18 protein-coding genes, 2 tRNA genes and 1 pseudogene are annotated in these 23415 nt (G+C 64.4%); 5 read left to right on the plus strand and 16 right to left on the minus strand.

From position 1 onward, the window contains the following. Positions 1-42: 42 nt before the first annotated feature. A tRNA-Ser gene (locus DES45_RS12865) sits at positions 43-132 on the plus strand. 772 nt (positions 133-904) lie between these two features. Here the strand turns inward: DES45_RS12865 and DES45_RS12870 are convergent. Continuing rightward, a complete protein-coding gene (locus DES45_RS12870) occupies positions 905-2053 on the minus strand; it encodes a hypothetical protein (RefSeq protein ID WP_114770393.1) in 1149 nt (382 codons plus the stop codon). Positions 2054-2624: 571 nt separating this feature from the next. Between DES45_RS12870 and selD the strand changes: the two genes are divergently transcribed. Then, positions 2625-3671 (plus strand): selenide, water dikinase SelD, encoded by a 1047-nt coding sequence (gene selD, locus DES45_RS12875; RefSeq protein WP_114770394.1) that lies wholly within the window; start codon positions 2625-2627, stop codon positions 3669-3671. Between the two features lie 67 nt (positions 3672-3738). Beyond that, entirely contained in the window at positions 3739-4074 is a 336-nt protein-coding gene (locus DES45_RS12880; RefSeq protein WP_147282398.1) for a hypothetical protein, read from the plus strand. A gap of 57 nt (positions 4075-4131) precedes the next feature. On the opposite strand, the gene DES45_RS25155 is transcribed toward DES45_RS12880, so the two are convergent. The 15 genes and pseudogenes from DES45_RS25155 to DES45_RS12950 all read right to left on the minus strand — a co-directional run bounded on the left by DES45_RS25155 (position 4132) and on the right by DES45_RS12950 (position 20766). Then, positions 4132-4227 (minus strand) — tRNA-Sec (locus DES45_RS25155). Positions 4228-4341: 114 nt separating this feature from the next. Next, positions 4342-6174 (minus strand): annotated as a pseudogene (gene selB / locus DES45_RS12885) (selenocysteine-specific translation elongation factor); the annotation flags it as partial. Next, on the minus strand, positions 6171-7574 hold the full coding sequence (gene selA, locus DES45_RS12890) for an L-seryl-tRNA(Sec) selenium transferase (protein ID WP_114770397.1): 1404 nt from the start codon (positions 7572-7574) through the stop codon (positions 6171-6173). The pseudogene selB and the gene selA, both read right to left, overlap by 4 nt. Before the next feature lie 2 nt (positions 7575-7576). Beyond that, positions 7577-8494, minus strand: coding sequence for a formate dehydrogenase accessory protein FdhE (fdhE, locus tag DES45_RS12895; RefSeq protein ID WP_114770398.1), 918 nt, complete (start codon positions 8492-8494; stop codon positions 7577-7579). A gap of 41 nt (positions 8495-8535) precedes the next feature. Next, on the minus strand, positions 8536-9231 hold the full coding sequence (locus tag DES45_RS12900) for a formate dehydrogenase subunit gamma (protein WP_114770399.1): 696 nt from the start codon (positions 9229-9231) through the stop codon (positions 8536-8538). Beyond that, positions 9231-10181, minus strand: a complete 951-nt coding sequence (gene fdxH / locus DES45_RS12905; RefSeq protein WP_114770400.1) for a formate dehydrogenase subunit beta — start codon at positions 10179-10181, stop codon at positions 9231-9233. Before fdxH ends, DES45_RS12900 begins: the two co-directional genes overlap by 1 nt. A gap of 11 nt (positions 10182-10192) precedes the next feature. Beyond that, positions 10193-13276 carry a formate dehydrogenase-N subunit alpha gene (fdnG, locus tag DES45_RS12910; protein ID WP_170151482.1) on the minus strand — a complete coding sequence of 1028 codons (3084 nt, stop codon included), beginning with the start codon at positions 13274-13276 and terminating at the stop codon, positions 10193-10195. A 288-nt stretch (positions 13277-13564) separates the two neighbouring features. Further along, complete coding sequence (locus tag DES45_RS12915) at positions 13565-14092, minus strand: hypothetical protein (RefSeq protein WP_114770401.1); 528 nt, start codon at positions 14090-14092, stop codon at positions 13565-13567. 100 nt (positions 14093-14192) lie between these two features. Next, positions 14193-14804, minus strand: coding sequence for a hypothetical protein (locus DES45_RS12920; protein ID WP_114770402.1), 612 nt, complete (start codon positions 14802-14804; stop codon positions 14193-14195). 105 nt (positions 14805-14909) lie between these two features. Further along, on the minus strand, positions 14910-15692 hold the full coding sequence (locus tag DES45_RS12925; protein ID WP_114770403.1) for an ABC transporter ATP-binding protein: 783 nt from the start codon (positions 15690-15692) through the stop codon (positions 14910-14912). Next, positions 15685-16437: an ABC transporter ATP-binding protein gene (locus DES45_RS12930; protein ID WP_114770404.1), complete on the minus strand. Its 753-nt coding sequence runs from the start codon at positions 16435-16437 to the stop codon at positions 15685-15687. The genes DES45_RS12925 and DES45_RS12930 overlap by 8 nt, the downstream gene beginning before the upstream one ends. Beyond that, positions 16434-17495, minus strand: a complete 1062-nt coding sequence (locus DES45_RS12935; protein ID WP_425374281.1) for a branched-chain amino acid ABC transporter permease — start codon at positions 17493-17495, stop codon at positions 16434-16436. The genes DES45_RS12930 and DES45_RS12935 overlap by 4 nt, the downstream gene beginning before the upstream one ends. Continuing rightward, positions 17495-18349, minus strand: coding sequence for a branched-chain amino acid ABC transporter permease (locus tag DES45_RS12940; RefSeq protein ID WP_114770405.1), 855 nt, complete (start codon positions 18347-18349; stop codon positions 17495-17497). Before DES45_RS12940 ends, DES45_RS12935 begins: the two co-directional genes overlap by 1 nt. A gap of 75 nt (positions 18350-18424) precedes the next feature. Further along, entirely contained in the window at positions 18425-19600 is a 1176-nt protein-coding gene (locus tag DES45_RS12945; RefSeq protein ID WP_114770406.1) for an ABC transporter substrate-binding protein, read from the minus strand. Positions 19601-19749: 149 nt separating this feature from the next. Then, complete coding sequence (locus DES45_RS12950) at positions 19750-20766, minus strand: Bug family tripartite tricarboxylate transporter substrate binding protein (RefSeq protein ID WP_245571704.1); 1017 nt, start codon at positions 20764-20766, stop codon at positions 19750-19752. A 510-nt stretch (positions 20767-21276) separates the two neighbouring features. Between DES45_RS12950 and DES45_RS12955 the strand changes: the two genes are divergently transcribed. Further along, entirely contained in the window at positions 21277-22164 is an 888-nt protein-coding gene (locus DES45_RS12955; RefSeq protein ID WP_114770408.1) for a LysR family transcriptional regulator, read from the plus strand. A 154-nt stretch (positions 22165-22318) separates the two neighbouring features. Beyond that, positions 22319-23407, plus strand: a complete 1089-nt coding sequence (locus tag DES45_RS12960) for a 4-oxalomesaconate tautomerase (RefSeq protein WP_114770409.1) — start codon at positions 22319-22321, stop codon at positions 23405-23407. The last annotated feature ends 8 nt before the right edge of the window (positions 23408-23415 follow it).

The raw sequence follows: 23415 nt of genomic DNA on the forward strand, positions 1-23415 counted from the left end.
GGCCGCGCCCGGGTGCTGCAAGGCCCGTCATGGGCCTGTGCTGGAGGGGTGGCCGAGTGGTTGAAGGCGCACGCCTGGAAAGTGTGTATACGGGGAACCGTATCGCGGGTTCGAATCCCGCTCCCTCCGCCACCTATATCGTTTGATCGAAAAGCCGATCAAACCAATGAATTGGGAACGCTCGACCAGAGCAAGACCCCACGCAACACTTCACATTCCACCCCACACGTTCAGCCTCAGGCCGCTTTGATGATCCTGGGGAGAACTCCAATCCCGCCCTCTGGTGCGGGATCCCGGTGCGCTTGAGATACGTCTCTAGAACCAAGGATTTTGGAGAAGCCCACGAGGACTAACGCCGGTACGCGCCGTCACGACGTGCTTGAGCCTATGCTCTCTTGCCCTGAGCAGGACCGACACTGCCATCAGTGATGGTATCACTACTGTCCATTCGGATGACATGGATTCACGAGTGGAGATGGGCGCGATCAATCGAAGGGCGCGGCATGGTCCTTCCGGTAGTCCGATGAGGGGCCCATAGCCGAAATGGGCATGCAGAACTCACGAGGAGCCGGGAGCGCACGGTTCACACAACATGGAATGCGCCTCACAGACGGCACCATCGCGACTATCGCCAGGACCCTACAGGAAGCCTTGTAGGTCTACACAACCTACAGAGACGGCAGCAATCACCGTCTGGTACCACAGCATGCCCCGGCAGCCACAAGTGATAGGCTCTCAGGGATAAGGACTGGACTATGCCGAGGGATGTGATGGAGGCCGCTCAGACGCTGGCAAGCGGCTCGTCGTTGAGAGGCCTCAAAGTGACATGAGGCCTCTCTAGGGCATCACAAGGTGGACGTAAGTATTCGCGTCACCCGTGATGCTGCACTCTGGTCGAGAGCAGTTATACGTATTCAACAACTTCCCTTATATGGACCGTGAAGTGGAGAGAGCCATCGTCTGGATTTGGTCTGGCTTGAGCTGTTAGGTTCGTGTCTGCAGCAGGAGGATTTACTACCTCCTTCCCACGCCCTGTCGGAAAATCAATCCAAGCAATCCGATCCTTACTCGGGTACTTCGGCTGAATGCCGGAATTTTCCGTGGAACAGAAGAAAATTGCGTCGCAATCGTATTCCTTGCCTTCAACTCCAATGCCAATCCGGCGATCGTTACCATCAAACCGCTCGGGATCAATGTCTTTCGCGAGATTTACAAATACTTCATTTTCGTTCTGCTCGTCCGAAATGTCACCCTCACCCCAAGTCTCTTCCCATATCTTCTTCTTGTCCTGGTATATCTGAAACCAGATCTTTGCCTCACCATCATTCTGTATGGAGAGGGTATCGAAGTCGCCATCATCGTGGACGACGAACTTTCTGAACTCTAGTTTGACTTTGCGTAGCTTCGTATCAAATTTCTCGTTGATGAACTGCCAATTCCCTTTTGTGTCGCTTAACCGGGTGAGCTCAAAATATGTGGTTCCCGGGACGAGGGGTTCAGCCTCCAGGGAATGAAGATTACCCGGCCCGGAACTTAAGACACGCTCTGCGTCATCCATTATGAAGTACTGCGAGTTCTGGAATTTGGCCGGCTCCGTCTGACCAACCTGCATAACGCAGAAGGTCGGCCCAGTTGTTGCGACCAACCGGAAGCGGAAAGTGCCACCAGTCTGAGAACCGGCATCTGGATGTGAAGCAATCAGGTCAACGTTAGAGTCCTTCAGAAGCGCGAAAATGGTTACAGTGTCATCGAAGCGCTTGGTGTCAGGTGGAAGGCCATTGGGATCCACGCCTTGAGGAAAGATCGCATACTCGATGACCTGACCCGGTGTCAGCGGGGGAGTCGTCAGCGTTCCTTTCTTTTCGCGCTCGGCTGCCTCTGCTGCGCTTGCTGCGCCGCTGATCAGATCCTCTTTGATCCAACCCTTTCCCACGAAGCGCCTCCACACTGAGATAGACCAAGGCGACTCGTAATGGACGTTCGTGGTCACGGTATCCGAAGGTGTATTTGCAAAGAGAGTTTCGCTATCGGCGCTGATGGTAGGCTGGGCCATTGATGCCTCCCGGAAGATGCAAAAGCTCAGGCACTTTGGATACGAAGGCTGCGCACGCTCAACAATCACTACGATAGAGCATCATGATAACACGAATTACATCAAATTATAATAAGCAGAATGGGTAAAAAGTATATAATTACTTCTAAATCAGTAAAAATTATCGATATTCTTTGCCGGAATCAAACATTAGCGACTTATGCGCCAGCATCAGATGTTTCAGCAGGCGTTCACGACGATGATAGAACATGTTCTTGCTCGAGAGATCCGAACCGGAACTGCGCGAGGCACCTTGCCTACGAAACATCTTTGAATAAGCCATCTTCCCGTAAGGTAGAACGGCAGTCTGTAAGAAACCGCACAGCAATTCACCCTTGGGACGTTCGCCTGAACCTCTTAGGTGGCATCGGCAGGTCCTTGTAGGCCAACCTCATATGCTCGAAACGTTTCAAGCGCCGGACTGCCCGATCATTGCGCTGGTGATCGAAGCAGGCCAGGCACCGATTGGATGACCATCGGTTGCAATCTCTGCCCGGCTCTGAAACCATGAATGCAGGACCGGAGGCTTCACATGGACATGCAACCCGTTCGGCTCAGTCATCTGTCCCATGGCGGCGGCTGCGGCTGCAAGCTGGCGCCGGCCGTCCTTCAGCAACTCCTGTCCGAGCAGCCGGCCGCCGAGCCTTTCCGGCAGCTCCTCGTCGGCAACGAAACTGCGGATGATGCCGCGGTCTGGCAGCTGGACGATGAGACGTGCATCATCGCTACCACGGACTTCTTCATGCCCATGGTGGACGATCCGTTCGATTTCGGGCGCATTGCCGCCGCCAATGCCATCTCGGATGTCTACGCCATGGGCGGCCGCCCGATCATGGCGCTCGCGATCCTCGGCATGCCGCTGGGCAAGATCGCGCCTGCGACGGTTCGCGAGATCCTCAGGGGCGGCGCATCGATCTGCGCCGAGGCCGGCATTCCGGTGGCGGGCGGCCACTCCATAGACTGTCCCGAGCCGGTCTATGGCCTTGCGGTGACCGGAATCGCGAAGCCCGCCGAGGTTCGGCGCAACAGCGGAGCGAAGCCCGGAGATGCGCTGATCCTGACCAAGGCCCTGGGCGTCGGCATCTACTCGGCCGCCTTCAAGAAGGATTCGCTCACGGCCGACGCCTATGCAGAGATGATGGGCTCGGTCACGCTCCTGAACAAAATTGGCGCCGAGCTGGCGCAGGATCCGGACGTCCATGCCATCACGGACGTGACCGGCTTCGGCATTCTCGGCCACGGCCTCGAAATGGCGCGCGGGTCTGGGTTGACCGTGGCCATCGATCAGGCTCGCCTGCCCCTGTTCCGGGAAGCTGTGTCGCTCGCCCGGCAAGGCTATGTGACGGGCGCCTCCATTCGGAACTGGGACAGTTACGGGAGCAGCGTCGTGCTGCCAGAGGGAACCGAGCTGTGGCAGAGACATCTTCTGACGGATCCCCAGACCTCGGGCGGGCTCCTCGTCGCCTGTGCGCCGGATCGGGTTGAACAGGTTGCCGGGCGCATCGCCGAGGCAGGATACCCGTCCGCCCGGATCGTGGGATATGCGGAGGTGGGACCTCCCCAGATCAGGGTGATCTGACGGTCGTCGGAACCTGCTGCACTCCGCAACGTTGCTCCGAGAGCTTAGCTTGAAGGAGCCGGACACCATGCGTGCCGCCATGATCCTTGTCGTCGCAGCCATCGGCCTGTCGACGCCCTGCTGGGCACAATCGGCAGCACAGAGCCCTTGCCCGGAGGAGCCCGCGACCACGGCCGCCACGGCGCCCGACCCGAACAGCCAGGCCTCCGGCACCTCGCCGGGAACCGCAGGATCATCCGGTTGGACCGGGGGACTTGGCGGCTCCTACATCGGCACCGCTCCGAAAGGGCCGACGCCGGAATCGCCGTCGGATCATCCAGCCACGGCATCCGGTCTCGACCCGATGAAGGGTGCTGCAGCCGCTCCGGCGAATTCGTCCCGCGGCTGCACGACGCCGCGCTGACGGTGGCCCAAGTCGACGGTCTTAGCTGCGCCGTTGTGCCAGGCCTGTCGGCAGGAATGGCGGAAGAGAGTGGGAGTCGAACCCACCTAGGACCGGCTCGCGGCCCCACCCGGATTTGAAGTCCGGACGCCCCACCGGGGACGCTTCTCCTCCATGATCCATTTCAGGCTGCCGGGCCTCGCGGAAGAGATCCAGCCGATGCGGATTGATGCGACGTAAATCGCCGCGGCGCAAGGTAACCCCATGGCGATCGAAGAACTCGAGGATCTGGATCGCAACCTTGCGCCCGTTCAGCACCCGGTCGCGAAACTGTGCGGCCGTGAACTGCCCGTCGGGTGTGTGCCGGCTCAGGTCCTGAATGATCCCGACCATCTCGGCGACGGTATCGCGCAGGAAAAAGTGGTCGTGGGCAACCTCGTCGAGCTGCCCGATTCGGCTGAGCAGCTTGCAGAGGCCGCGGATCTCGTCCTCGGGTGCGCCGACGAGGCCTGCGATGTCGCGGACGCGCGGAGGACGGAAACGCTCATCGCCTCCCAGAAGCGGACGGACCGTCTCCCATAGATGCTCCTCCTGTGCGTCGAGCCGCACCTCGTGCCCCGGGAGCCGCACCCATGATCCGTCGACCTTGACGCGTCCCGCATCGACGAGAGCCTGCAGCGCGGTCCGAAAAGCCGGCGCGGGCAGGCGCGGCCCGCATTGCAGACGCAGGCGATCGAAGCCCATGCCCTGCAGATCGGGGTTCTCCTCATGGAACGCATCGAGGATTTCGGTCAGGTCTGCCTCGAAAGCCTGCCAACGCTCTTCCGCCAATGTGGGAAGGGTCCGGCCTGCCGGGAGGCGTACGAGCCGCAGCCTGTCGGCGATGCCCATCGCGGCGGCAAGTGGCATAGCCCTGTCCCGGGCGAATGCCGCGAGATCGAAGACATACGGTGGCGCCGCCGCAAGACACGCCATGGCGTCCGCCGGATCGGCCTGTGCCAGGGCCGAGATCTGCGCGCGGCGCTCATCTCCGCGCCTGTGGCGTGACGGCGCGCGCAGATCGATGAAGAACCCGCCTCCGATGGTGCGCTGGGCCGAGGTATCCCGCAGGACGAAGCGATCGTGGGCCGCGGCGGCGATGGGTCGATCGAGGACGAGTTGCACTACTTTTCGCTCGCCGGGCCGGATGGGATCGTCGTCGAGCAGAACGATCCGTGCCCCGACCTCCGCGGCCGCATGATGCAGCCGCACGGGAAACCACTGCCCCACGGCCTTCCGTTCGCTCGCCAGTATGCGCAAGCTCGCGTCGATCCGGTCTGTCGGGGCGTGAAGCTCGGGGGCGAGCACCATGTCGCCTCGGACGACGGCGTCCTTCGAGATGCCCTCGCCGGCCAGATTGAGGGCGCAGCGCTGCCCTGAGACGCCGCGCTCCGCGGCGCGGTTCTGGGCGTGGATGGAGCGCACTCTCGCCATGCGCCCGGAGGGGCTGACGACGACCTGGTCGCCGGCCGCGACGGAGCCGGACAGAACGGTCCCCGTCACCACGGTCCCGGCCCCGGCCAGAACGAAGCTGCGGTCGACCGAAAGCCGGAAGAGGCCGGCGGCGTTCCGCTGCCGCCGGGCCGCAGCTGCACTCCGCAGGTGCTGTTTCAGGACCTCGATCCCCTCCCCCGTGACGGAGGAGACGGGAATGATAGGGCACTCCGACAAGGCCGTGTCGGCCAGAGCATTCCGGATCTGCGCCGATGCCGCGGCACGGCGCTCGTCGTCCGCAAGATCGGCCTTGCTGAGCACGACGACGCCTCGGTGGATTCCGAGGATGTCGATGATCGCCAGATGCTCGAGGGTCTGCGGCTTCACCGCATCGTCGGCCGCAACGACGAGCATGACGAAATCGACGCCACTTGCGCCGGCGACCATGGTGTGGACGAAGCGCTCGTGGCCCGGCACGTCCACGAAGCCGATCACCTCGCCATTCTCCTGCGGCCAATAGGCGAAGCCCAGATCGATGGTGATGCCCCGCGCCTTCTCCTCCTTGAGGCGGTCCGCGTCGATTCCTGTCAGCGCCCTGACGAGCGCCGTCTTGCCGTGATCGATGTGCCCGGCGGTGCCGACGATCATGGAGCGGCCCTAAGCCGGAGCGACGCAAGGTTCTGCCGGAACACGGCCTCGTCTTCCAGGCATCTGAGATCGAGCACGAAGGCGCCTTCCGCCACGCGGCCGATCACGGGCCACGGCAGGCTGCGGAACGCAGCCCCGAGCTCCTCGACCGCGCGCCCCCCTCTTTTCGGACTGAGCGAGAGCCCAAAGCTCGGGATCGTGTCGAGCGGGAGCGCCCCCGAACCGATCTGGCTCTGGCATGAGACGCATTCCACGGAAACGTCGGGTCCCGTGATGTCGTCCAGAACCGGGACGAGACGAGCGGCCTGCTTATGAATTTCCTCCAGAGGCCGCGCCAGGAAGCGCATGGTGGGGAGCCTCCGTGCGAGCCTGTCGGGATCGCGATAGAGCTTCAAGGTCGCCTCGCACGCAGCGAGCCGTACCTTGTCCACCCGCAAGGCGCGCTTCATCGGGTTGCGGTTGATCGCGGCGATGAGATCCTTCCGGCCGACGATGAACCCCGCCTGCGGCCCGCCGAGGAGCTTGTCGCCGGAGAACGTGACGAGGTCCGCGCCCTCCTCCACGGCCTCGCGGACGGTGGGCTCCTTTCTGAGGCCCAGCCGCGAGAGATCGATGAGCGTTCCCGAGCCGAGGTCATTGACCAGCGGCACATTGTGCTGATGCGCGATCTTCGCCAGATCGCGGGGCTCGACCTCGGCCGTGAAGCCTTCGATGCGGTAATTCGAGGTGTGCACCTTGAGGATTAGCCCGGTCTCTGGGCCGATCGCATTCACGTAATCGCGCACGTGGGTGCGGTTCGTCGTGCCGACTTCGTGCAGGCGCGCCCCTGCCCTCGCCATGATCTCCGGCATGCGGAACGCGCCGCCGATCTCGATGAGCTCTCCCCGGGAGACGATGGATTCCCGGCCCTGGGAAAGGGTGTTCAGGACGAGGAGCACCGCAGCCGCATTGTTGTTGACGAGGGTCGCGTCCTCCGCCCCCGTCAGCTCGCAGACGAGGGCGCGCACGTGATCGTCGCGCTCGCCTCTCTTGCCGTTCTCGAGGTCGAACTCGAGGGACACGGCGTGACGCATGGCGGCCGTCGCGGCCTCGATGGCCTCCTCGGCCAGGATGGCGCGGCCGAGATTGGTGTGCAGCACCGTGCCGGTGAGGTTGAAGAGCGGCTTCAGCCGTGCGCCCGCGCGAGCGGCAAGACGCGACAGGACCGACGCGACGATCATCGTCTCGTCGGGACTAGCCCCGGACCGCAGGTCCTGGCGCAGGACCGCAAGCGTCTCGCGAACGGCCTGCGTGGCTTCGGCACGGCCGTAGGTCTCCACGACCGCCGCCATGTCCGGATGGCGCAGCAGTCGATCGACGGAGGGAAGATGGCGCAGGGCCGGCAGGGCTGCTTCGGCCATGCTCACACACCGAGCAGGAAGGGATTGAAGCTGCCCCGGCGGTACTCTCCGTCCTGAAGGAGAAGATCGAGCCCGAGGCTGGCGATGTCGTCCGCGACCGGGTCGAGGGCCGGATCCTTCTGCTGATGGAGGATCTTGACGTAGCCCCGGCAGCTGTCGCAGCACTCGGCCTTGATGGTTCCGGGACCGCCGTCGATCTCCTGGTAGCCGATCCCCTTTCCGGAGCCGCACAGGACGCATTTCACGCGCACCACGTTCCAGAGCGTCCCGCACAGGGAGCAGGAGCAATAGCGCGTGCCTTCAGCCCCCATCCAACCGACGACGAGGGAGGCGGTCGGCGGTCCGCCGCAGCAGGGACAGGCGCCGTCGCTGATCCTGACGAGCCTGCTCGCATCGAGCTTCGCTGCGAGGCGTGCGAAATGAACCTGCAACCCCGCCGCTACATAGACGTGCTCGGCGATGGCATCGGCGGGGATCGCATCGGTGAGGACGCCCTGGACGATGGGGCGCATCTGCTCGGGAGTGGCGGTCCTGATCCACTCAAGGGCAGCCTGCGCCTCGGCCGGTTTGGCAAGAGCCGCAACCTCATCGAACAGGCGGCTGAGCGTTTCGCTCAGGACATCGTCCAGCTCTATCCTGTTGCGGTCGAGCGGAGGCATGCCGAACTCGCGCGCGCGGTCGAGCGCATCCGCGGGCGGAAGCTCGGGCTCCGGCAGGCCATCCTGGATGTGGCCCTGGGCCGCCGCGATGCCGGCGATGAACCACAGATAGGGAGCAAGCTCGCTCGTCTGCGCCAGGAACTCGAGACGCTCCCGGCGCGCCTCGAACAGCTTCCTCGGATCGGGCAGACGGACGAATGGCGGAGCCGGAACACGGCCTACGGAGGCGGGATTGGGCTCGGCGGAACTTGGATGTGTCATGCAACCTCACGAACCGCACGGGTCACGTGTCATAGAGCGCCCTACTCCGCGGGCGCAGCCGGTCCCTTGAACCTATGGCGTTCCGCCAGCTCCTTCAACCAGCGACGATGATGTCGCCAAGCCCAGCCTCCCGTGACGGAGCCGCGCGTCATAGCCCGGAGCGTGCCCCGCGCCCAGATCACCGCATAGACATGGACGATCCAGATGCAGATGAGCGCGACGGCAGCCAAGGAATGCAGGAGAACCGCGACGCGCTTCTGCGGAATGGTGGTCCACTCGTAGAAATACTGATCCCAGATCGCGAGGCCGGTCACGATCAGGGCGATGATCAGGAGCGACATGGCCCAGAAGTTGAACTTCTGGATCGGGTTGTAGCGCCCGGCCTCGGGCAGCTTCTCCTCGTTCCCGGCGATGACGTCATTAGCATGGGCGAGCCATTCCCTGTCCGACCTCTCCGGCAGGTTGGCCCGCCAGAAGCGGATGAAGAGGCCCGCGAAGCTGAAGAAGAGAAGAACCCCGATCCAAGGATGAAACGCACGCGCCTCCTGCCCGCCGCCGAACAGCCCGGTGAGGAAGAACAGGGACGGATGGAAGAACGCGAGACCCGATAAGGCCAAAAGGATGAGCGAGATCGCCGTGATCCAGTGGTTGACCCGCGCCCCCAGGTTATATCGGTCGACGACGACCGGCTTTCCGGGATGGATCGCGTCCTCCTTTTCGATGCTCGTGGTTGCCATCAGGCTTTCTCCTTCACGAGATCTTCGGCCTTCTCCTCATCCTCCCGCGTGACGCGATTGGGGCCGGTCAGCGCGGAGTGGAGCACGCCGGCCGCCGCCGCGAGCCCCATAGCCGCGAAGCCGATATACTTCGTCATTCCCTTCCAGGCATTCACGACGGGGCTGACCTTCGGGTCCTTCGGCAGGCCCGAATAGATCTCCGGCTGGTCGTTGTGGTGGAGGACGTACATCACGTGCGTGCCACCCACGCCCGGCGGGTCGTAGAGGCCGGCATTCTCGTAGCCGCGGGATTTGAGATCTTCGATCCGGCTGCTGGCCAGCTTCTTCATGTCCTCCTTGGTGCCGAAGCTGATCGCATGGGTCGGGCAGGCCTTCGCGCAAGCCGGGCCCTGTCCCACGGCGACACGGTCGGAGCAGAGGGTGCACTTGTAGGCCGTGTGATCGACCTTCGAGATGCGCGGGATGTTGAACGGGCAGCCCTTGATGCAGTAGCCGCAGCCGATGCAGTTCTCGTGGATGAAATCCACGATGCCGTTGGAATACTGCACGATGGCTCCGGGCGCCGGACAGGCCTTCAGGCAGCCCGGGTCCTCGCAGTGCATGCAGCCGTCCTTGCGGATCAGCCACTCGAGATTGCCCGTCTGCGGATTGTCCCATTCGGTGAACCGCATCAGGGTGAACATGTCGGGGGTCAAATCGTGCGGGTTCTCGTAGATGCCCGTGTTGGTCTCGACCGCCGGATTGGTGTCGTTCCACTCGACGCAGGCCGATTGGCAGGCCTTGCAGCCAATGCATTTCGACACGTCGATGAGCTTCGCCACCGGCTCCAGTTGGCGAGCCGGCGGCGGAACGGTGGAGGCGGAGCGACGGACGAGATCCCGCTCCGTCAGGTTCGAAGTGGCCGCGGAGACCGGCGGATTGCTGGTTGCGGTATGGGGACTGGGTTCCATGCCAATTCTCCTCAGACCGTCGCCGGAGCCGTGGTGGGCTCGATGTTGACCAGGAACGCCTTGTACTCAGGCGTCTCGATGTTGGCGTCGCCCACGAAAGGCGTGAGGGAGTTCGGCCCCCAGCCCTTCCGTGCGCGGCCCATGAAGCCCCAGTGCAGAGGGATACCGACCACGTGCACGGGCTTGCCGTCGCAGATGAGCGGCTTGATGCGCTTCGTCACGACCGCCTTCGCCTTCACCTGGCCGCGCTTCGACCACACCCGCACCCAGGACCCGTGCGCGATGCCCTTCTCGGCCGCGAGTTGCTCCGAGATTTCGACGAAGAACTCCGGCTGGAGCGAAGCATTCACCCGGTTGTGCTTCGTCCAGTAGTGGAAGTGCTCCGTGAGCCGGTAGGAGGTCGCCGCATAGGGGAACTCTTCCGACGTCGCGAACTGGGCCACGTCGCTCTGGAAGATCCGGGCCACCGGATTGCCCCTGATCTTCGGCGCAACCACGTTGGCGATCGGAGCCTCGAAGGGCTCGTAATGCACCGGGAACGGCCCTTCCCGCATGAGTCCTCGGGCGAAGAGGCGCGACACGCCCTCCTGGTTCATGATGAACGGACCCACCATGTCGGGCTTCGCATTGGGCGCGATGTCCGGAACATCGTAGCCCGACCACTTCGTCCCGTCCCAGGCGATGAGCTTGCGGCTCGGATCCCATGGGTTGCCCTGCAGGTCCGCGGAGGCGCGGTTGTAGAGAATGCGCCGGTTGAGCGGCCAGGAGAACGACCAGTTGGGATAGGCGCCCGTATCGTCCGGGTCCGTGTTGTCCCGGCGCGCCATGTTGTTTCCGGCTTCGTTGAAGCAGCCGGAATAGATCCAGCAGGCGCAGGCGGTCGTGCCGTCGTCGCGCAGGACGGAGAAGTTCACGACCTGCTTGCCCTTCTCCGTCACCACCTTCGTCGGATCGGCCGGATCGTAGAGCGTCTCGACCGCATAGCCGTTCATCTCCTTCGCGAGTTCCTCGGGCGAGGGCTCGTCCGGATCCCGGTAGTTCCAGGTGAGGTTGAGGATCGGGTCCGGGAAGGCCCCGCCCTCCTTCTCGTAGAGCGCACGCAGCCGGCGATGGATCTGCGCCATAATCCAGGTGTCGTGCTTCGCCTCGCCGGGAGGGCTGCCGCCCGCCCAGTGCCACTGAAGCCAGCGGCCGGAATTGACGAGCGCGCCCTCATCCTCCGCAAAGCAGGTCGCCGGAAGCTGAATGACCTCCGTCTGGATCGAGGCGGGGTTCACGTCGTTGTATTCGCCATGGTTCTCCCAGAACCGAGACGTCTCCGTCTCCAGGGGATCCATGGTGACGAGCCACTTCAGCCTCGACAGCGACTCCGTGATCTTCTGCCGGTTCGGGAAGGCGAGCAGCGGGTTGAAGCCCTGGCAGAAATAGCCGTTCACCTTGCCCTGGTGCATCATCTCGAAGTAGCGCAGCACGTCGTAAGCCGGCACGTCGAGCTTCGGCAGGAACTGATAGGCGAAGTCGTTCTGCGGCGTCGCCGCATCGCCCCACATGACCTTCTGGAAGCTGACGAAGAACTTCTTGTAGTTCTGCCAGTAGCTGGTCTGGTTCGGCCGCAGCGGCTTGAAGGTGCGGCTCGACATGTAGGTCGCGAAGTCGGCTTCACGCTCCACCGGAATGTTCAGGTAGCCCGGGATCAGGTTCGACATCAGGCCGATGTCGGTGAGCCCCTGAATGTTCGAATGCCCCCGGAGGGCATTCATGCCGCCGCCGCGCACGCCGATGTTGCCGAGGAGAAGCTGCAGCATCGCCATGGCGCGGATGTTCTGCGAGCCCTTGGAATGCTGCGTCCAGCCGAGCGCGTACATGGACGTCATGGTCTTGGTGGGCGACGAGCACTCCGAGATCATCTCGGCCACCTTCAGGAACTTGTCCTTCGGCGTGCCGCAGATGCGCTCGACCATCTCCGGCGTATAGGTCGCCACATGGGCCTTGAGCAGGTTCCAGACGCAGCGCGGGTTCTGCAGCGACTCGTCGACGACCGCGAATCCATCGGGCCCGATCTCGTATTCCCAGGTCGAGCGGTCGTAGTCGCGCTTGCCCTCGTCGTAGCCCGTGAACAGGCCGTCGTTATAGGCGAAGCCCTCCTTCACCACATAGGAAGCATTGGTGAAGGCCTTCACGTAGTCCCACTGGATCTTGTCGTTTTGGATGCAGTAGTTGATCAAGCCGAGCAGGAACGCGATGTCGGTGCCCTGCCGGATCGGGGCATAGAAGTCGGAGACCGATGCCGAGCGCGTGTAGCGCGGATCGACGACGATCAGCTTTGCGCCGCGATTGGCCTTCGCCTCCGTCACCCATTTGAATCCGCACGGGTGCGCTTCAGCGGCGTTGCCGCCCATGATGACGACGAGATCCGTGTTCCGGATATCCGTCCAAGAGTTGGTCATTGCGCCACGACCGAAAGTTGGGCCCAGACTGGACACCGTGGGGCCGTGTCAAACGCGCGCCTGATTATCGAATGCGACGATTCCCGTGCTGCGGACGACCTTGTAGGTCAGCCATGCGGTTTCGTTGGTGGTGGCGGAGGCGGCCAGGAAGCCGACCGTGGTCCAGCGATTGACGGGGACGCCGGCCTGGTTCGTGGCGATGAAGTTCGCATCGCGATCGTCCTTCAGCAGGCGGGCGATGCGATCGAGCGCCTGATCCCAGGAAACGCGCTCGAACCTGTCGCTTCCGGGCTTGCGGATCATCGGGTACTTCAGGCGGGTTTCCGCCTTCACGAAGTCCTTCAATGCCGCGCCCTTCGGGCAGAGCGTTCCACGGTTCGTCGGATGATCCGCATCACCTTCGATATGGACGATCTCGGCGGTCTCGCCCTTCCGAAGATCTCCCTTCGAATACATGATGATGCCGCAGGCCACCGAGCAGTATGGACAGGTGTTGCGCGTCTCCATCGTGTTCGTCAGCTTGAAGGGCCTGACGGCTGCGGCCTGCGCCGCTTCAAGCTCCGAGAACCCGAAGGCTCCCAACGTGGTCCCGGCGACACCCACGCCGGCGGCTTTGAGGAAGCCGCGTCGTGAGAGTTCCATGTTCATGGCAACCCTCCCTATGGTTGTGCAATGCAGCAACTTCTTCTTGGAAAAATAGGGTAGTTTCGAACATTTCTAGTGTCAAACCTCGGCGCGCTTATACGGACGGTTCGCGGTCTGCATGCAGTTACCGATCTTCTGCCGGAACGGGCCGGATGAGACACAATCGCGTGAGCGCACCTGCACCGGTCGAACGCACACTCGCTCATGCCCTGCAACAAGCCGCGGGCTCGTTCCGCCAGGAAGCTTCGCTTTTGCACACGGATGCGGTTCGACGGTCGCCGGAGCGGCGCGTCACTTCCTCGTCGATCGGTCGTCCATCACGTAGGAGCGGATCCGCGTCCGTCCATGACTGAGATCCCGCCGGCCCGTTTCGGGCAGTCCTACACCTTCCTCACTGCTCGCGACGGCATCGCCGGAGGTCAGGTTCGCGGTCGACCCGGAGAGGACATCGTCGGTCGTGATGCCCGACCAGCCCTCCCCGCGCCAGGTGTCGGCACGTTCGTCCATGTCGATGGTACCCTCGTCGTCGAGGATGTCGATCACGCGCTCATACTGGTCGTCGGCGGCGTTCACCGAGATGAGATAGCCGCCGCGGCGCAGGCCCTCCGCGTAGGTGTACCGGTCCTCATGCGGGAGGAACCAGTCGCCCAGAGCCCCCCAGAAGCCCTGCGGCTCCCCCCGTCTAGCCGCTTCGGGATCGTCCGGCGGGTCGCGCTCGTCGCCCGGCATGAAGCGGATGCTGTCCCGGGGCACGCCCGCATCGACCAGACGCTCGATGGCATCTTCGGCGTGGCTGCGACTGTCGAAGAAGGCAGTCACCAGTTTTCGGAAAGACGAAGAACTCTGGCTATGGCCGGATGTCATTGCTCTGCCTCCTCATCGTGTCGAGCTACCTGGCCCTGGGGCGCTTTCGCCGGGATCAGAAGCTGTTGTTCGTATGGCTCGCCACCTCGGCCGCGCCATCGACGGGACGGTGTCCGGAGCGCCTGACCGCTTTGGGCGTCGGACGCCACGTGTGCGTTTCCCTGGGGCGCTGATTGGAGCCGGCGTGCCATTGCCGCGCTGTCCCGGTGTCTGCCGTCCGGCGGCCGAGGAGCCAACCGACGGCACAACCCAGCGCGCCGGCGGCAAGGATGGTGACGAGAGGGTGCTCCTGCACGGGCCGTCCGACGGCCTGAGCGCCGTGCCGATAGAAGCGCTCCGCCTCCGGCAGGTATTGACGCCCCTGCTCCATGTAGCTCTGGCCGCGCCTGTAAAGCTCCTGCGCGACGTCGGACGCTTGACGATAACGGGATTGGACCGTGCGACCGGCACCATCCTCAACACCCTGTCCGGGCGGAACGGGAACGTCGTTCAGGTCGTCAGGCTCGCATTCGGCGGCTACACTCTTCGACGCGGAGGTGGTCCAGGCCGGCGGGTCGCTCGCCGGAAAGCTGTCGTCGACGGTGTCGTCCACATGGCGCTGCTGGATCGGCTTGGGTTCGTTCTCCGCATCGACTGGCCGCTTCCGATCGATTTTCTCGTCAGGCATGGGAACCTCCTTCTCCTGCCCAGAGCAATGAGATCTCCAGCGGAATGGTTCCGGTTGCGAGGCGTGTCCTGACGGCACCAATGTCGCATGCGCCGAGCCTTCAATCTACAGCGGGCGGCTCGGCGCCTGAGCCGCATCTCCGGCTCTTCCGCCTACCGGCGAGGCGGCACGGACAGGCTTCTTCTTGGCGGTGACGCCGAGATGCTGCTCAAGGGCTGCCGGGTTGTCGATCAGGGCCCGGCTTGCGTCCGCATGAACGATCGTCCCGCGGTCCAGGATCACGGCCCGATCGGTCATCTGAAGGATCTTCTGCGCGTGCTGCTCCACGATCAGCGCGGAAAGCCCCTCGTCCCGGGTGATCCGCTTCAGGGCCGCCAGCAGCTCCTCGATGATGATCGGGGCCAGCCCCTCCGTCGGCTCGTCCAGCAGCAGCAGGGACGGATTGAGCACCAGCGCACGTCCGACCGCCAGCATCTGCTGTTCGCCGCCCGAGAGCTGGTTGCCCAGGTTCGACCGCCGCTCCTTCAGGCGCGGGAACATGGCGTAGACGCGGTTGACGTCCCACGGGCCGGGACGGGCTACGGCAGTCAGGTTTTCTTCCACGGTGAGCGACTTGAAGATGTTGCGCTCCTGCGGCACCCAGCCGATACCGGCGAGCGCCCTCCGCTCGGGCCTGAATTTCGTCACGTCCTGGCCGGCCAGCGCGATCGTACCCCCACGATGGCGCGTCACCCCGATGATCGTGTTCAGCAGCGTCGTCTTGCCCGTGCCGTTGCGCCCGAGCACGGCGAGCGATTCCCCAGCCTGAAGGCTGAGGTCGATGCCCGCGATCACCACCGCCTCGCCGTAGCCGGCCGAGACCTGCCGAAGGCGCAGCAGCTCACTCATCGACGCTCTCCCCAAGGTAAACCGCCCGCACCCGCGGATCGGTGGAGACCTCCTCGACCGTGCCTTCCGTGAACAGAGCCCCGTTCACCAGCACCGAGATGCGCTCGGCGAAGCTGAACACCAGGTCCATGTCGTGCTCGATCAGGAGCACCGATACCTCCCGCGGCAACGCCGCCACCGTCGCCAGCAGCTCATGCCTTTCCGCCTCCGGCACGCCGGCCGCCGGCTCGTCGAGCAGCAGCACCCGCGGCTTGCACGCAAACGCGACGGCGATCTCCAGGAGACGCTGCTTGCCATAGGCCAGGTTCGCCGTGCGCTCACCGAGAACGTCGGTCAGGCGGAAGCGGTCGGCAATCTCGACGATCTCATCGAGGATCTCCCGCTTCGAGCCGATCACGCGCCACCAGTCGCGCCCGCCGCCCATGCGCTCGGAGACGGCGAGGCCGATCGTCTCCAGCGGCGTCATGGCGGCAAAGAGCTGGTTGATCTGGAATGTGCGCGCAAGCCCGCGCTGCACGCGCAGCTCCGGCCGCAGGCGCGTGACGTCTTCGCCCTCCAGAAGGATCTGGCCGGAGGTCGGCGCCAGCACGCCGGTGAGCAGGTTGATGAACGTGGTCTTGCCGGCGCCGTTCGGACCGATCAGCGCATGCCTCGCGCCAGGCTCCAGTCGGAACGTGACGTCGTCGGTGGCAGTCAAGCCGCCGAAGCGCTTGACGAGGCCTCTCGTCTCCAGGGCCGGCGTCATGGCTGTACCTCAGGCACCGGCGTCGAGGCGCGCGTGGCGTCGACGGCTTTGGCGGAGCGCCCGGTGAGGCGCCTCCAGAGGCCCAGGATGCGGTCGGTCATGCGCTCGCGCCCGGCCAGCACGAGCAGGACCAGGATCAGCCCGATCCAGAACTGCCAATACTGCGGCGTCATGGCGGAGAGCACGTCCTGCAGGACCTTGAAGATCACCGCTCCGACCAGCCCGCCATAGAGATAGCCCACGCCGCCGATCACCAGCACCAGCATCACGTCGGCCGAGCGGTGGAAGGCGAGCACGTCGAGCGAGACGAACTGCGTCGTCTGCGCCAGCAGCCCGCCGGCGATGCCGGCATAGACCGCCGCAACCGTGTAGATCGCCACGAGGCGGCGGTTGACCGGGATGCCGATGCCACGGGCGCGCAGGGGATTGTCGCGGATCGAGCGCAGGGAGAGGCCGAAGGGCGAGTTGACGATCATTCGCGCCACAACGAAGAGCCCGAAGAGCACGCTGAGGCTGTAAGCGTAGGCGACGGTGCCGAAGATGTCGAACTCGAACAGGCCGAGCACCGGGCCCATCATGATGCCCTGCAACCCGTCCGCGCCGCCCGTAAGCCAGGACATTTGATTGGCGAGTTCGCCCAGCACCAGCGCGACGCCGAGCGTCACCATCAACCGGGTCAGGTCCGCGCCGCGCAGCACCAGGAAGCTGGTGGCGAAGCCCAGGATGCCGGCCACGAGTCCCGCCGCCGCGAGACCGACGAGCGGATCGCCCGTCACATGCTTGGCGAACAGCCCCGCCACATAGGCGCCCAGCCCGAAGAAGGCGGCATGGCCCAGGGATACGATGCCCGCATAACCGAGGATGAGATCAAGGGAGACGGCGAACAGACCGATGATGGCGATCTCGTTGAGGATGAGATGGCGCTCAGGCCACAGGAACAGGGTCGCGGCGGCCACGACCCAGAACAGGACCTCGGCCCAGCGCCAGCGGGCGCGGCGCCCCAGGAGGGCGGCGGCCTTCTCGACGGTGAGCGAAGACGGGGATGCATTCGCCATCATCAGCGTCCCCGGGCGAAGAGCCCTTGCGGGCGGAAGACGAGAACCAGGATCATGAGCGTATAGATGATGAAGGCGCCGACGCCCGGCAGGTAGTACTTGCCGGCCACGTCCGCGATGCCGAGGAGGAGAGAGGCCACGAAGGGGCCGGTGATGCTGGTGGTGCCCCCCACCGTGACCACGATCAGGAAGTAGATCATGAACTTCAGCGGGAACGTCGGATCGAGCCCGAGGATCTCGGCGCCGAGCGCGCCGCCAAGCCCCGCGAGCCCGGACCCCACCGCAAAGGTGACGGCGAAGATGGCGCTGACATTGATGCCGAGCCCCCGCGCCACGCGCGGATCGTCCACCGCCGCGCGCAGGCGGCTGCCGAAGCGGGTCTGTGTCAGGATGAGCTGGAGCGCGACGACGAGCACGCTGCAGACGGCAATGATGAAGCTGCGGTAGAGGCCGACCTGGATGCCGAGAACCTCGACCCGCCCCTGCAGCCACGAAGGGAGCTGGATGAGCTGCTGCTGCGATCCCATGGCGTAGTCGACGGCCGCCACCGCCATGAAGACGAGGCCGATGGAGAACAGCACCTGATCGAGATGGCTCTGCGCGTAGAGCCGCACGTAAAGCGTCCGCTCGAGCACGAGGCCGATAATCGCCGGAATGATGAACGCGAGCGGCAGGGTGGCCAGGAACGGCACGCCGAAACGATTCATGAGTACGGCGGTGACGTAGCCGCCCGCCATGGCGAACGCGCCGTGCGCCAGGTTGACGAAGTTCATCAGGCCGAGGGTGACGGCAAGGCCGCAGGCCAGCACGAACAGCAGCATGCCATAGGCGATACCGTCGAACAGGATGGTCAGCACGGGTCTTGTCTCTCCAGGAATATGGTGAAGGCGCCGCCATCAGGGCGGCGCCTTCCGACGATTGTGCCCAAGGCGTCAGTTGGCCTTAGCGGCCTTGACCGGGTCCTTGACGTTCGGGATCGTGGCGAACTCGACGTTGTAGAGCTCGCCGTCCTTGCGCTCGACCTTGCGCACATAGATGTTCTGCACGATGTCGCGGGTCTGCGGGTCGATCGAGACCGGGCCGCGCGGGCTGGTCCAGCTCAGGCCCTTCATGGCGTCGATCAGCGCCTGGCCGCCGGCTCCGTTGGTCTTCTTCAGCCCTTCGTAGATCAGGTGCATGCCGTCATAGCCGCCCACGGCCATGAAGTTCGGCCGCATGCCGCCGTTGGCCTTCTTGAACGCTTCCACGAACGCCTTGTTCTCCGGGCTGTCGTGCGACGCCGAGTAGTGCTGGGTGGTGATCGCTCCGAGCGCCACATCGCCCATGCCGTTGAGGATATCGTCGTCCGTGACGTCGCCCGGGCCGATCAGCTTGATGCCAGCCTTGTCGAGGCCGCGCTCGACGAACTGCTTCATGAACTGCGCGCCCACGCCCGAGGGCACGAAGACGAACAATGCGTCCGGCTTGGCGTCGGCCACCTTCTGCAGGAAGGGCGAGAAGTCGGGGTTGGCCAGCGGCACCCGCAGGTTCTCGACCGTTCCACCTTTGGACGTGAAAGCCCCCGTGAAGGCCTTCTCGGCGTCGATGCCCGGACCGTAATCGGATACCAGGGTCACGACCTTCTTGAGACCCTCCTTGGAGGCCCACTCCGCCATCGGCACGGTGGCCTGAGGCAGTGTGAAGCTGGTGCGCACGATGAAGGGCGAGGCCTCGGTGATCGTCGAGGTGGCGGCCGCCATCACGACCTCCGGCACCTTGGCCTGCGTGGCGAGCGGTGCAGGCGCCAGTGCGAGGGGCGTCAGGCCGAACCCGGCCATGACGGCGATCTTGTCGTTGACGATCAGCTCCTGGGCGAGGCGCTTGGTGACGTCGGCGACGCCGGTGTCGTCCTTGACGATAAGCTGGATCTTCTTGCCCGCCACCGTATCGCCGTTCTGCTGCATGTAGAGCTTCACGGCCGCCTCGATCTGCCGGCCCGTCGAGGCGAAGGGCCCCGTCATCGGCAGGATCAGGCCGATCTTGAGCGCCTCCTGGGCAAGCGCCGTTCCACCGAGCGCCGCCGTAACGGCCGCTGCACTCACGATCCCGACGAATGTTCGACGAAGCATCCTTCTTCCCTCCCCTCTTCGGCTCTTTCCAGCCTTCTGGTATGAGCGCACATGCGCCCTTTGAAACCTATCGGCCCGGACAGCGCGATGCAAACGCGGACTGCCCTGCTATAAGCCGCTCCCCAGCTCCGGGCGCATGATGTCATGGCTCATTCCGCCTTGATCCCGGCACGCTTCACGAGATCGCCCCACCGGACCATCTCCTTGCCGATGTGCTCACGGAACTCGGCGGGCGTGTTCGTCCAGACCTCGGCTCCTTCCAGGCTCAGGCGCTCGGCGATCTCGGGGGCGGCCATTGCCGTCTTGATCTCGGCATTGAGCAGATCGACCACGGACTGCGGCGTGCCGGCCGGAACCAGGATCCCGTACCATTGAGATGCTTCGAAGCCGGGGAAACCCGATTCCGCGACTGTCGGAACCGTGGGAGCCGCCTTGAGGCGCGACGATCCGGAGACGGCAAGCGCGCGCATGGAGCCCGCCTCGACGTGCTGGACCAGGTTGGGTGCACCCGTGAACGTAAGCTGGACGCGTCCACCCAGCAGATCGGTGACGGCTGGTGCGGTTCCCCGATAGGGCACATGGGTCATGGTGATCCCGGCGCGATCGGAGAGCGCCACCATGGCGATGTGGGCGGCGCTGCCCACGCCGCCGGAGGCATAGTTCAGCTTCCCGGGATTTTGTTTGGCGTAGTCGACCAGCTCCTGAAGCGTCTTCGCCGGAACGTCCGGGTGGACGACGAGCATGTTGTGCACGTTCGCGATCCCGCTCACCGGCTCGAAGCTCTTCAGCGGATCGTAGGTGAGCTTCGGGTAGAGGGCTGGGTTGACCGCGAGCGTGCCGATGTGCCCCATCACCAGGGTGTAGCCGTCCGCGGGGGCGCGCGCCACGGACCCTACGCCGACCGAGCCGCCTGCACCGGGTCGGGACTCCACGACGACGGGGCTCTTGAGGGCCGCTTCGAGCCTCTGTCCGAGCAATCGTGCGAGGATATCCGTCGAACCGCCGGGCGTGAAAGGCACGACCAGGGTGATGTTTCGGGTGGGATAGGACTGCGCCCTCGCCCGGACCGAATGCCCTGCGGCCAACGCGAAGGCCGCTCCTCCCAGCGCCATTTGGCGGCGGGTGAAACCGGAACGGGCCGGTCCTCGAGACATGTCGTCAGTCACTTGAGCAGCCCTCCCGGAACTGGAATCGTCCGTATGAAGACGCTGCAGGCATTTCTCGATGTCGTTGCCTGGCGCGTCCTGTGCCTGATTTCGCTGCAATGCAGATGAGAGTGGTCGTCGGCCAGAGGCTTTCACAAGCTGCCGGTACCTGGCTCACGAGAGACGGCTTTCAGGCCGTCATCGACCCTCTCGCCATTACACCCATCGCGAGAGGCCGACCTCGGCACCGGAAACCTGAAAGCCATTCCTCTCCACATCACTGCGTTATGGTCCGACCAGCGTCGTGCCGGGCGCTATCTCGCCAGCAGATCACACGTGAATCAAATTCTTTGTTTTTGCGCTTTCATTAAAAATATTCATATATTCAGACGCAGCGAATGCTGGGCAGACGCCCTCATTGGCACGGCCTGGAGCGAAGGGCCGGATTCGGATCGTTCACGAAGAGCCCTCATCTCCGGCAGGCGGCAGCCTGATCGCCATCCATGAGAGCTCTCGCCGACGGAGCGTTGGATGCGCATCGACTTTCTCGGACTTCATGCCTTCGTGGCGATCGCGGAGCGCGGCAGCTTCCAGCACGCGGCCGCCCACCTGAACCTGTCGCAGACGGCCCTCAGCCATCGCATCCGTAAGCTGGAGGAGGACCTCGGCGTCAAGCTGCTGGCCCGGACCACACGGGAGGTCTCCCTGACGCAGGCGGGCCTCAACCTGCTGCCGAAGGTCAAGGACACCATCGAGAGCCTGGCGGAGTCGCTGGATCAGCTGCGGCTCGAGGGGCGCAGCCGTCAGGAGACGCTCGCCATCGGCTGCCTGCCGACCGTCGCCTCCGGGCGTCTTCCGCGCGCGCTCCAGCGCTTCCAGGAGCGACATCCCGACGTCGTCGTCCGCATCTACGACAATTCCGCCACCGAGATCGCCGACCTCGTTCAGGCCGGCACCGTCGAGTTCGGCATCACGATGGTGGCGGCCCATCGCTGGGATTTCGACATCGAGATGCTGATCAAGGACACCTTCACGCTGGTCTGCCCCGAAGAGCACCCCCTCGCATCGGAACAGGTGCTCAGCTGGTCCGATCTGGCGGACGAGCCGCTCATCCGGATCAGCTCCCGCGCCGGAAACAGGATCATCATCGACGACGCGCTCGGGAGCCGGCGCGAAACCCTGTGCTGGCGCTTCGAGGTCCAGCATATCCAGACGGCGATTGCTCTCGTCCGGGCCGGCGTGGCCTTGACCGTCGTGCCGCGCCTGTCCCTCGATACGGTCGATGAGCGCGGCCTCAAGCTCGTCGCCCTGCGCAACCCGAGCATCACCCGCCAGCTCGGCATCGTGTCAAGGCGGGGCGTGCCCCTCTCGCCGCTGGCCGATGAGCTGCGCAGGACCATCGTCCAGACGTTCGAGTGACGAACGCATAGCCGAACTCGCCGAAAAGATCATGAATCGAATTCACGAATAGTCACAGATAAACCATTTGATGCACGGATTCAGCTGATGCACCCTCCGCCCATTCCGTTCGCCTTCAGATGGGAGAAGGGCCATTCAGCCGCGCATTCCTTGCATGATCCTTCGGGGCGGCACCTCCAAGGGCGCCTATTTCCTCGCCGACGATTTGCCGTCCGACCCGGCGAAGCGCGATGCGCTGATCCTGTCGATCATGGGCTCGCCCGATCCGCGCCAGATCGACGGCATCGGCGGTGCGCACCCGCTCACCAGCAAGGTCGCGATCGTGTCGAAATCCAAGCGGCCCGACTGCGACATCGACTTCCTCTTCGGTCAGGTCGGGATCGACAAGGCGAAGGTGGACGTCACGCCCAATTGCGGCAACATCCTCGCGGGGATCGGGCCCTTCGCGCTCGAACGGGGCCTCGTCACCGCAGGCGATCCGGTCACCCGGGTGCGGGTGCGAACGGTCAATACCGGCACCATCGCGGAGCTTACGGTGCAAACCCCGGGCGGGCGCGTGGCCTATGGGGGCGATGCCCGTATCGATGGCGTCCCCGGTACGGCCGCACCGATCGCCGTTGAATTTCTGGACGCCGCCGGCTCCGTCTGCGGTTCGCTCCTTCCCACGGGCAATGCAGTGGATCGCGTCGCCGGAATCGACGTGACTCTCATCGACAACGGCATGCCGGTCGTGGTCCTCGAGGCGTCTGCCGTCGGGCGCACCGGATACGAGCCCCGCGACGTGCTCGACAAGGACACCGAGCTGAAGGCGCGCCTCGAGGAGATCCGCCTGGAGGCCGGAAAGCTCATGGGCCTCGGCGACGTCTCGTCCAAGGTCGTGCCCAAGATGGCCCTGGTGGCGCCGCCCGTTGCGGGCGGGCACGTCTGCACCCGCAGCTTCATCCCGCACGAGTGCCACGCCTCCATCGGCGTCTTTGCGGCCGTGACCGTCGCGACGGCCTGCGTGCTGCCGGGCTCGCCCGCCGCAGGGGTCGCGCAAATCCCGCCAGGCCGGGAGAAGACGCTCTCGGTCGAGCACCCCACCGGCGAGTTCAGCGTGATGATCGAGGTCGGCGGGACGGAGCAGAACCCGGTCGTGGAACGCGCCGGCCTGCTGCGCACCGCGCGCCTCCTCTTCGAAGGCTATGCCTTCGCGCATGAATCCTTGGCGCCTACGGCTCAGGTCGGCCGCGACGCTGCCTGACATCCCTC

The organism is Microvirga subterranea (assembly GCF_003350535.1).
Lineage (GTDB): Bacteria > Pseudomonadota > Alphaproteobacteria > Rhizobiales > Beijerinckiaceae > Microvirga > Microvirga subterranea.

What these genes read in the sequence shown, in the direction of transcription:
- DES45_RS12870 (WP_114770393.1), bottom strand. Translation starts at nt 2,053, where the DNA reads ATGGCCCAGCCTACCATCAGCGCCGATAGCGAAACTCTCTTTGCAAAT.
- selD (WP_114770394.1), top strand. Translation starts at nt 2,625, where the DNA reads ATGGACATGCAACCCGTTCGGCTCAGTCATCTGTCCCATGGCGGCGGC.
- DES45_RS12880 (WP_147282398.1), top strand. Translation starts at nt 3,739, where the DNA reads ATGCGTGCCGCCATGATCCTTGTCGTCGCAGCCATCGGCCTGTCGACG.
- selA (WP_114770397.1), bottom strand. Translation starts at nt 7,574, where the DNA reads ATGGCCGAAGCAGCCCTGCCGGCCCTGCGCCATCTTCCCTCCGTCGAT.
- fdhE (WP_114770398.1), bottom strand. Translation starts at nt 8,494, where the DNA reads ATGACACATCCAAGTTCCGCCGAGCCCAATCCCGCCTCCGTAGGCCGT.
- DES45_RS12900 (WP_114770399.1), bottom strand. Translation starts at nt 9,231, where the DNA reads ATGGCAACCACGAGCATCGAAAAGGAGGACGCGATCCATCCCGGAAAG.
- fdxH (WP_114770400.1), bottom strand. Translation starts at nt 10,181, where the DNA reads ATGGAACCCAGTCCCCATACCGCAACCAGCAATCCGCCGGTCTCCGCG.
- DES45_RS12920 (WP_114770402.1), bottom strand. Translation starts at nt 14,804, where the DNA reads ATGCCTGACGAGAAAATCGATCGGAAGCGGCCAGTCGATGCGGAGAAC.
- DES45_RS12925 (WP_114770403.1), bottom strand. Translation starts at nt 15,692, where the DNA reads ATGAGTGAGCTGCTGCGCCTTCGGCAGGTCTCGGCCGGCTACGGCGAG.
- DES45_RS12930 (WP_114770404.1), bottom strand. Translation starts at nt 16,437, where the DNA reads ATGACGCCGGCCCTGGAGACGAGAGGCCTCGTCAAGCGCTTCGGCGGC.
- DES45_RS12935 (WP_425374281.1), bottom strand. Translation starts at nt 17,495, where the DNA reads ATGATGGCGAATGCATCCCCGTCTTCGCTCACCGTCGAGAAGGCCGCC.
- DES45_RS12945 (WP_114770406.1), bottom strand. Translation starts at nt 19,600, where the DNA reads ATGCTTCGTCGAACATTCGTCGGGATCGTGAGTGCAGCGGCCGTTACG.
- DES45_RS12955 (WP_114770408.1), top strand. Translation starts at nt 21,277, where the DNA reads ATGCGCATCGACTTTCTCGGACTTCATGCCTTCGTGGCGATCGCGGAG.
- DES45_RS12960 (WP_114770409.1), top strand. Translation starts at nt 22,319, where the DNA reads ATGATCCTTCGGGGCGGCACCTCCAAGGGCGCCTATTTCCTCGCCGAC.